The organism is Streptosporangium canum (genome assembly GCF_900113865.1).
In the GTDB taxonomy this organism is placed as follows: Bacteria; Actinomycetota; Actinomycetes; order Streptosporangiales; family Streptosporangiaceae; genus Streptosporangium; species Streptosporangium canum.
The window spans coordinates 295,243-303,495 of the sequence record NZ_FOQY01000008.1 but is presented as its reverse complement, the minus strand read 5'-3'; the positions used below and the strand labels follow the sequence as shown (position 1 = coordinate 303,495).

Sequence of the window (8,253 nt, the reverse complement as noted above, 5' to 3'; positions counted from 1 at the left end):
CCCACATCGTCGGCCACGTCGAGGTGCCGGGCAACGACCACACCGACCCCGGCCCCAACTGGGACTGGACCAGATACATGCAGTACGTCAACGGCGGCGGTGGCGGCACGAACCCGCACACCCCGCAGTCGATCTGCGGCGCCGGCTACGAGACCGTCGACTCCGCGGCGCTGGGCTCGGCCGGCACCGTCTACCTGCTGTACAACAGCTCCAACGGCTACAACTGCGTGGCCACCGTCAAGAGCACCTCGATCGGCACGGCGACCGCCACCGCCGCCTACCTGGAGGTGCAGGGCAAGACCCGCGCCACCGACAGCGGCAGCTTCGCCTACTACGCCGGCCCGGTGCGCGCGCCGGCGGCCGGCAAGTGCGTCAAGTGGGGCGGCAAGGCCGGTTCCTCCAGCTACGACAGCCCCTTCGAACACTGCGGCAGCTAGTTAGTGCTTTTCAGGTCAGCCTGTTGTGGCTGGTCGAGTTGGCCGGGTGGTGGTTCGATCCGGGCGTGCCCCCCGAACAACTCGTTCACATCCGTCAGCGGCTGAAGACGTTCGCTACTGAGGTGGTCACCCCCTTGACCCGCTCCGACCAGCGGGTCAAGGGCCTGACCTACCTGCGGGGACTGCTTCTGGACGGTCGCCGGCGTCCGTCACGAGCATCACCACCACTACCCCACGACGGCCGCGTCCGCTCCGCCGGGATGGGCGGGCGGCAGCCCCTATCGGGGGCCGGCACCGTTCGGCGAAGTGGACGCCGAGGTGTTCTACGGCCGTGAGCAGGTCACCGCCGAGCTGGCCGACACGCTGGCCGGACGGCTGGCCGGGTTGGGCATGCTCGCCACCTTGGCCACGTCGGGCAGGGCCGTACTGGACGGGCGCACCGGCGAGGTGAACTCGGTGGCGTTCAGCCCGGACGGCACGATCCTGGCCACCGGGGACGGCCCGACGGCGGTGACGGTTATCGTCCGCTCTGGTCACCAAAGGCAACCAGAGCGTCACCCGGCTGTTACGTCAGTCGACCGCAGTGGCGATTGTCGCCTGGAGTGCCGTCTGGACACCATGGAACCGCGCTACCTTGTCCGCGCAGACCGGCTGGAAGGACAGACCCGTGGCGAGTGAGTTCCAGCGAAGCAAGGTCGGCAGGGTGTTCGGCGCGATGGACGCCGACGGCGACGGTTTCCTGCGAGAACAGGACTTCGCGGCACTGACCGCGCGGTGGGCCGCGATCCGCGGCGCGGCGCCCGGCTCGGTGGATCACACCCGGCTGATCTCGATCATGATGGGCTGGTGGGCCACCCTGCTGGCCGCCTCCGACCTCGATCGCGACGACAAGGTCACTCTGGAGGAGGTCCTGCTGGTCGTCGACCGGCTGGGGGTCATGCCCGACGCGGTCGCCGTGACCGCCCAGGCGATGTTCGAGGCCATCGACGAGGACGGCGACGGGCGGATCTCCTCGGCCGAATACCACCGGCTCATCGAGGCGTGGAACGGCTGCGCCACCGACACCGACGAGATCTTCCCGCTGCTCGACCTCGACGGTGACGGCTATCTCTGCGAGAAGGAGTTCACCCGGCTCTGGACGCAGTTCTGGGCCGGTGACGACCCGCAGGCGCCTGGCACCTGGGTGTTCGGCCGCTTCGAACCGCCCATGTCGCACCGCCGCTGACCCCCGGCCCGATGCCGACCGCCGATCCGAGGCACCCGGCATGACCTGGAATACCGTTGACGGGCGGGTCGCCGACCTGGCCGTCAAGAGGCGTGTCACCGCCACGGCAACCTGCCCGGGTGTTCGAACAGCAGGGTCGTTACCTTGCTTACTCCCCAGCCGCCCGTGCCCCGGAGGTCGATGGCGATCACCTTCTTCGACACATCGATGGCCGTATACTAAGTCATCGATATATATCGATGGCAAGCTATATTGGTGGGCATGTTGGAGCTGGCCATCCTCGGATTCCTGCACGACGAGCCGCTGCACGGTTACGAGCTGCGCAAACGCATCGCCGCGCTGACCGGCCACGTGCGGCCGATCGCCGACGGCACGCTCTATCCGGCGATCAAACGCCTCGAACGCGCCGGGCTGCTCGGTCGCGACCTCCAGCCGGGCACCCTCGCCGCTCCCCGCCACGTGCTGACCCTCAGCCCCGCCGGACGCGGAGAACTGCTGCGCCGGCTGCGCGAGCCGGAGGAGTTGTTCCTCACCGACGAGAACCGCTGGTTCACCCTGCTGGCCTTCCTGCGCCACCTCCGCGACCCGGCCGAGCAGGCGACGGTCCTGCGCCGCCGGCTGACCTTCCTCACCCAGCCGGCCAGCTTCTTCTGGGACGGCGACCGCCCCCTGCGCGCCGCCGACTTCGACGACCCGTTCCGGCAGGGGCTGTTCACCATCGCCACCGCCACCAGCCGCGCCGAGATCCGCTGGCTACGTGACACTCTCGCCCTACTGGAGAGCGACGGCTGAGATCGGGAGCGTCACGGTACGGTGATGCGTTCCCAAGACCGCGGCGGCCCGAAGGCCGGCCGGCCCTCAAGCCGTGATCGCGTTTGCGACCACTCCTCGACGAGGATGGAGGAGGCCGCACGCCGGACCGATCCACGCGTCCTTTCGGCGCACCGCGGCGGCGGACCGGTGATGATCTCGATACCGTAGGCGATAACGGCCAGGCCGACGGCCGGGGACGCGAGGCTCCGAGCATGCGGAGCTCCGAATGGACCGCACGCCCGGCGCGTGTCCGGAATATGACAGCGGCCCCTCCCGATTTCTCCCTCAGAAAGTGGCAAGGGTTCCGTATAACGCTATAGCATTCCATTATTCGGAATAGGCGAGGAGAATCTATGGGTGAGGCCCAGTCACCGGTGGGAAGCGTCGATCGCGCCCTGCTGATCCTGCAGGAGATCGGCAAGCACAGCAGGGGAGTGACCCTCGACGAGCTGGCTACCCGGCTCGGACTGCCCAAGAGCTCACTCCACCGCCTCCTCAGCGCGCTGAAGCACCGCGGGTTCGCCGCACAGCCCGAGCCCAGCGGACCCTACTTCCTCGGCACCGAGATGCTCGCCACGGCCTTCAGGTTCTACGAGACCATGGACCTGCGCACCATCATCCACCCTCTTCTGCTGCGGCTGAGCAACGAGTTCTCCGAGACCGTGCACATGGCCATGCTCGACGGAGCGGAGGTCGTCTACCTGGACAAGGTCGAGGCGGTGCGATCGATCACGATGACCTCGGTCGTGGGCGGGCGCAATGCCGCGCACTGCACGGGCGTGGGCAAGGCGCTGCTGGCCTGGACCTATCCGACCGACGAGGCGATCAGGGCGTGGGCGGAGAGATACGGCCCGCTCACGGCCCGGACCCGCAGCACGATCACGAACCCGGCCAAGCTGGCCGCGCACCTGGCCCAGATCCGGGAGCGGGGCTACGCGCTGGACCTGGAGGAGAACGAGCCCGGCGTGCGCTGCGTCGCGGCACCCGTCTTCATGGGCAAGACAGCCCCGGTCGCCGCGGTGAGTGTGACGGCGCTGAAGGACCGCATGCCGCCGGCCAGGACGGAGGGGCTCGGCAACGCCCTGCGACAGGCGGTCGCCGAGCAGGTCTGACCCTTGACACGCGACCTCCGTGATGATGTTCTGAATGCTCTTTGGAACGTCATTCTGCAGTACGGAACAGAAGGGACGTAAATGAGATTCGGCGCCGTACCCGTCGGTGAGAGCGGGACCACCGCCGGAGAGCGTGACGGCTCCCGGTACGCACGTGAGGGCACCCCGCTGGCGGCGGCGTGGCCGGGAGAGGCCGTCGTCGTGGACGTCAGGGGCATCGACGCTCCGCGCACCTCGCCGGGGGAGCTGTGACGACCTCGGTGTCGGAGCCGGAGATCGTCCCCGTGCCCCCCGCCCGGCTGGGCGAGGGGCCGCGCTGGGACGACCGTACGGGAACGCTGCTGTGGGTCGACATCCCGGCGGGCCGGGTGCACCGCCTCGACCCCGCCGACGGCTCGCACGGCGTGATCGACGTGGGCCAGCCGGTCGGGGTGGCGGTCCCCCGGGCCGCGGGCGGGCTGGCGCTCGCCGTCAGGGACGGCTTCGCCGTACTCCCGGAGACCCGATGGGCGGCGCCCGTGGGCGGGAGCGGCTCCGCCGTGCGGCCGGACGGTCTCGGCCTGGAGCTGATCGTGCCGGTGACGGCCGGTGAGCGGCCGGGGAACCGGATGAACGACGGCGCCTGCGACCGCGCGGGCAGGTTCTTCGCGGGCACCAAGGCGGAGGACGACACCCCCGGAGCGGGCGCGCTCTACCGGCTCGGCCCCGACCACCGCTGCGAGCGGGTGCTGGACGGGGTCACGGTCTCCAACGGCATCGCCTGGAGCCCGGACGGACGGCTGCTCTACTACGTGGACACGCCCACCGGACGGGTGGACGTCTTCGAATACGACCCGGCCGACGGGCGGCTCGGGGGGCGCCGGGTGTTCGCCGAGATCTCGCGGGGGATGCCCGACGGAATCACCGTGGACGCCCTCGGCCACGTGTGGGTCGCGCTGTGGGGCGGCGGGGCGATCCTGCGCCTGCGCCCCGACGGACGGCTCGACCTGGCCGTCGAGATCCCCGCCACCAACGTGACGAGCTGCGCGTTCGGCGGGCCCGACCTCGACGTGCTGTACGTGACCACCGCTTGGGACGGCACGGCCGGCGGCGAGCTGCTGCGCTGCCGCACATCCGTGGAGGGACTGCCGGCCAACCCCTACCGAGAGCACGCGTGACGGTCGCGGTGACCGGCCGGGCGCTCCGCTGAGGGCCCGGCCGGCCACCGCGCCGGGCGCGGACGGACCGCCGCCGCCGATGGTCCGGTGGACCGTCGGCGGCTCCGGCCCGTACGGGGACGTGCTCCGCGAGATCCGCGCGGGCCGCGCCCCGGGCTCACCCCCGGCTCAGCCCTTGACCGCGCCGGTCAGCGCCTGGACGAACCGCCGCTGGCCGAAGAGGAACACCCCGAGGACGGGAAGCGTCGTGAGCACCGTGCCCGCCATGATCGCCGGCCAGTCGGCGCGGTGCTGGCCCTGGAACGTCGTCAGCCCCACCTGAACGGTGTAGTTCGCCTCCGAGCTGGTCGCCACCAGTGGCCAGAACAGGTCGTTCCAGGCCGTGATGAACGTGATGACGGCCAGGGCGGCGAGGGCGGGCTTGGCCACCGGCAGGACCACCCTGAAGAACACGGCGAAGCGCGAGCAGCCGTCGATCCGCGCGGCCTCCTCCAGCTCCTTCGGGAACGACTGGAAGAAGGCGGTCATCAGGTAGATGCCCACCGCCGAGCTGAGCTGCGGCACGATGAGCGCGCCCAACGTGTCGGTCAGGTTGATCTTGTTGAAGATCAGGAATGTCGGGATCACCGTGAGCTGGAACGGGATCAGCGCGGTGGCGATCACCAGGATCAGGGTGACCCTGGACCCGATGAACCTGATCCTGGCGAACGCGTAACCCGCCATGCTGCAGAGTGCCAGCTGGGCCAGGACGATCGCGCCCGACACGATCACGCTGTTGAGGAACCAGCGGGGGAAGTCGGAACCTTCGAGCACCGTGCGGTAGCCGCCCAGGTCGATGCCTTCCGGCCAGATCGCCGGCGGAAACCGGTTGAGCTCGCCCTGGGTCATCACCGAGCTGAGGACCATCCAGACGAACGGCAGCACGGTCACCGCCGACATCGGCGCGAGCACCAGATGCCACCCGCTGGGGAGACGGCGTCTCATCGCATGGCTCCCTTCCACCGCGCGAACAGCAGACCCGCGACGATGAGCAGCAGGGTGCCGACGAACAGGACGTACGCCACGGCCGCGCCGTACCCGGCGGTGAAGAAGTTGAAGGCGAGCTGCCAGACGTAGTAAACGATCGTCACCGTCGAGCTGGCCGGACCGCCCTTGGTGGTGGTCATCACCAGGTCGAAGAACTGCAGCGCGTCGATCAGCCCCCAGACCGCGAGGAAGACCGTCATCCGCCGCACCGACGGCACGATGATGTGCCGGAACGTGGCCCACCTACTCGCCCCGTCGATGGCGGCGGCCTCCAGGACCTCCTTGCTGATCTCCTGGATCGCGGCCAGATAGATCACCACCGAGAACCCGAAGCGGGTCCAGAAGAAAATGAGGGTGAGCACGAACATCGCCTGTGAAGGACTGCTCAGCAGGCCCTGCACCGGCAGGCCGAGCTTGACGAACAGCCCGTTCATCAGGCCGAAGTCGCGGTCGAAGATGTAGCCCATGAGCAGCCCGGCCGAGGTGGCCGAGGCGATGTAGGGCACCAGGAAGCAGGTCCGGTAGAAACCGATGCCCCGCACCTTCCTGTTCAGCAACACCGCCACGAGCAGGCCCGCGGCCAGCGAGGCCGGGATGTAGAGGAGCACCAGCAGCCCGGTGTTCCTGAGCGCCTGGTGGAAGACCGGGTCCTGGACCAGTGCCCGGTAGTTGTCGAGCCCGACGTTGCGGCCGGGCGACATCAGGTCGGAGTCGGTGAAGGAGAGCGCGAGAGCCCACGCCATGGGGATCAGCGAGAAGCCGAGGATGACCAGCGTGGCCGGGCCCGCGAAGGACCATCCGGCGACGTTGTCGGCCGGCTTCCGGCGGTCCGGCCGCCGCCCGCGGGCGGCGGCGCCGGCGCGGCTCAGGGGCGGCGCGGTGGTGCTCATGACCCTGGTACGGCGAGCGCCGCGTCGGTCTTGGCGACAGCCTGGTCCAGTGCCGTCTTGGCGTCGGACTTGCCGAGCAGGGTCTGTGCGATCGCGTCGGCCACGAAGGAGGACACCCGTGGATACTTGGTCGTCGGCGGTCTGATCCGCTTGGCGTTGGCGAGGTTGGCCGAGACCACGTCGATGCCCGGATACTTCTTCAGGTAGTCCTGATAGCCGGGCAGCTTGGTGATCGACTCGCGGATCGGCAGTGACCCCGTGTCGGTCATCCACACCAGCTGCTGCTCGGCCGCCGTCAACCAGCTCAGGAACGTGGCGGCGGCCTTGACGCGCCGCTCGTCGTGCTCGAACACGACCCAGTTGTCGGGCCCCGAGACCGTCTCGTGGTTGCCGTCCGTGCCGGGCAGCTGCGCGACGCCGTAGTCGATCCCCGCCTCCTGCAGGTCAGGAAGGACCCACGGACCGGACATGAAGAGGCCGAGCCGCCCGGACTCGAACAGCTTCTGGCCCTTCTCGGCCGGGCTGGAGTCGAGGTAGACCGACTTGTCGTCGATCGTCATGGCCCGCAGTAGGTCGAGCGACCGCTGCCCGGCAGAGGAGTTGAAGACGGCCTTCTTGTGGTCGGGAGAGAGGATGTCGCCGCCCGCCTGCCAGATCATCGGCCACAGGCCCCAGACGGCCTCCTCACCACCGCTGATCGCCCAGGTGGTACCGAAGACGCCGGCGCTCGCGTCGGTCGTCTTCTTCGCCGTCGCCCGGAAGTCGGCCCAGGTCCAGCCGGGCTCCGGCGGCGTGACCCCGGCCTTGGCCAGCAGCTTCCTGTTGTAGAGGACCACCATGTTGTCGACCACCGCGGGGAAGCCGATGACCTTCCCCTGGACGGTGACCGCCTCGCGCTCGTTGGCCCAGAAGTCCGTCCAGCCGACCGCCGGGTCCTTCACGTGTTCCGAGAGGTCGGCCACCTTCGGGCTGCGGGCGACGTTGGCGGCCCAGGAGCCGTAGAGGTAGGCGATGTCGGGGTAGGCGTCGGAGGCGAGGGCAGCGGTGATCTTGGGGAGCATGCCGTCGGCGGTCGCCCCGCCTGACTCGGTGCGCACCCTGACGTCCCGGTGGGTCTGGTTGAACCGGGCGACCAGCTTCTCGATGGACTTGGCGGACTCGTCCTCCTGGCCGTGCCAGATGGTGATCTCCACCGGTCCGGCCGCCCGCTCCCCCGCTGCCGAGCAGCCGGTCACGGCCAGCGCCACGGCCACGGCGGCGGTCAGTGCGCGCTTCATCGGCCCCCCTCGGACAGCAGGTCACCGCGGGCGGCGATGCCATACAGAACGGGGGTGGAATCAGCTGGTTCTGGAAATATCGGGATGTCGGAGAGGACGTTCTTGGGGGGCTCAACGCTGCCCGCGCCGATGAACACGATGCGTGCCATGGACCTTTTCCTTCCACGGAGCACGGCGGCCTGGGGGAGCCGCTGCGTGCGGCGATTGTAGCGACTATCCGCTATGCAGACTAGAGTTCCGCAATACGGAATTAACTGCAGAAAATTGATCATTAGCGCTCAGGGAACGGCATAATCACTGACAGCCCGGGGCGATG

General features: G+C 69.1%; 10 protein-coding genes and 2 pseudogenes. 8 read left to right on the top strand and 4 right to left on the bottom strand.

Annotated elements, in window-relative coordinates; translation table 11 throughout:
- The 8 genes and pseudogenes from BM085_RS15200 to BM085_RS15170 form a co-directional block, all read left to right on the top strand.
- Window positions 1-437 (top strand): annotated as a pseudogene (locus tag BM085_RS15200) (N-acetylmuramoyl-L-alanine amidase); the annotation flags it as partial.
- A 65-nt stretch (window positions 438-502) separates the two neighbouring features.
- A pseudogene (locus tag BM085_RS47415) lies at window positions 503-643 on the top strand (IS701 family transposase); the annotation flags it as partial.
- A gap of 100 nt (window positions 644-743) precedes the next feature.
- Window positions 744-1,115: a WD40 repeat domain-containing protein gene (locus tag BM085_RS15190; RefSeq protein WP_143120926.1), complete on the top strand. Its 372-nt coding sequence runs from the start codon at window positions 744-746 to the stop codon at window positions 1,113-1,115.
- Entirely contained in the window at window positions 1,105-1,662 is a 558-nt protein-coding gene (locus BM085_RS15185; RefSeq protein ID WP_245789328.1) for an EF-hand domain-containing protein, read from the top strand. Before BM085_RS15190 ends, BM085_RS15185 begins: the two co-directional genes overlap by 11 nt.
- Window positions 1,663-1,923: 261 nt before the next feature.
- A complete protein-coding gene (locus BM085_RS15180) occupies window positions 1,924-2,454 on the top strand; it encodes a PadR family transcriptional regulator (protein WP_093887625.1) in 531 nt (176 codons plus the stop codon).
- A 374-nt stretch (window positions 2,455-2,828) separates the two neighbouring features.
- Entirely contained in the window at window positions 2,829-3,587 is a 759-nt protein-coding gene (locus tag BM085_RS15175) for an IclR family transcriptional regulator (RefSeq protein ID WP_093887624.1), read from the top strand.
- 81 nt (window positions 3,588-3,668) lie between these two features.
- The gene (locus BM085_RS44405) at window positions 3,669-3,839 is read left to right on the top strand and encodes a hypothetical protein (protein ID WP_177245110.1); all 171 of its coding nucleotides are present in this window, start codon (window positions 3,669-3,671) and stop codon (window positions 3,837-3,839) included.
- Window positions 3,836-4,744 carry an SMP-30/gluconolactonase/LRE family protein gene (locus tag BM085_RS15170; protein WP_177245109.1) on the top strand — a complete coding sequence of 303 codons (909 nt, stop codon included), beginning with the start codon at window positions 3,836-3,838 and terminating at the stop codon, window positions 4,742-4,744. Before BM085_RS44405 ends, BM085_RS15170 begins: the two co-directional genes overlap by 4 nt.
- A 168-nt stretch (window positions 4,745-4,912) precedes the next feature.
- On the opposite strand, the gene BM085_RS15165 is transcribed toward BM085_RS15170, so the two are convergent.
- The 4 genes from BM085_RS15165 to BM085_RS44400 are packed head-to-tail and all read right to left on the bottom strand — an operon-like array spanning window position 4,913 to window position 8,086.
- Window positions 4,913-5,728: a carbohydrate ABC transporter permease gene (locus BM085_RS15165; RefSeq protein ID WP_093887622.1), complete on the bottom strand. Its 816-nt coding sequence runs from the start codon at window positions 5,726-5,728 to the stop codon at window positions 4,913-4,915.
- Window positions 5,725-6,660, bottom strand: a complete 936-nt coding sequence (locus BM085_RS15160; RefSeq protein WP_093887621.1) for a carbohydrate ABC transporter permease — start codon at window positions 6,658-6,660, stop codon at window positions 5,725-5,727. The genes BM085_RS15165 and BM085_RS15160 overlap by 4 nt, the downstream gene beginning before the upstream one ends.
- Entirely contained in the window at window positions 6,657-7,937 is a 1,281-nt protein-coding gene (locus BM085_RS15155; protein WP_093887620.1) for an ABC transporter substrate-binding protein, read from the bottom strand. Before BM085_RS15155 ends, BM085_RS15160 begins: the two co-directional genes overlap by 4 nt.
- Window positions 7,934-8,086, bottom strand: a complete 153-nt coding sequence (locus BM085_RS44400) for a hypothetical protein (RefSeq protein WP_177245108.1) — start codon at window positions 8,084-8,086, stop codon at window positions 7,934-7,936. Before BM085_RS44400 ends, BM085_RS15155 begins: the two co-directional genes overlap by 4 nt.
- Window positions 8,087-8,253 lie beyond the last annotated feature (167 nt).

Excerpts from the sequence above, each read along its gene's own strand:
- BM085_RS15180 (WP_093887625.1), top strand. The coding sequence starts at position 1,924 with ATGTTGGAGCTGGCCATCCTCGGATTCCTGCACGACGAGCCGCTGCAC.
- BM085_RS15175 (WP_093887624.1), top strand. The coding sequence starts at position 2,829 with ATGGGTGAGGCCCAGTCACCGGTGGGAAGCGTCGATCGCGCCCTGCTG.
- BM085_RS44405 (WP_177245110.1), top strand. The coding sequence starts at position 3,669 with ATGAGATTCGGCGCCGTACCCGTCGGTGAGAGCGGGACCACCGCCGGA.
- BM085_RS15165 (WP_093887622.1), bottom strand. The coding sequence starts at position 5,728 with ATGAGACGCCGTCTCCCCAGCGGGTGGCATCTGGTGCTCGCGCCGATG.
- BM085_RS15160 (WP_093887621.1), bottom strand. The coding sequence starts at position 6,660 with ATGAGCACCACCGCGCCGCCCCTGAGCCGCGCCGGCGCCGCCGCCCGC.
- BM085_RS15155 (WP_093887620.1), bottom strand. The coding sequence starts at position 7,937 with ATGAAGCGCGCACTGACCGCCGCCGTGGCCGTGGCGCTGGCCGTGACC.
- BM085_RS44400 (WP_177245108.1), bottom strand. The coding sequence starts at position 8,086 with ATGGCACGCATCGTGTTCATCGGCGCGGGCAGCGTTGAGCCCCCCAAG.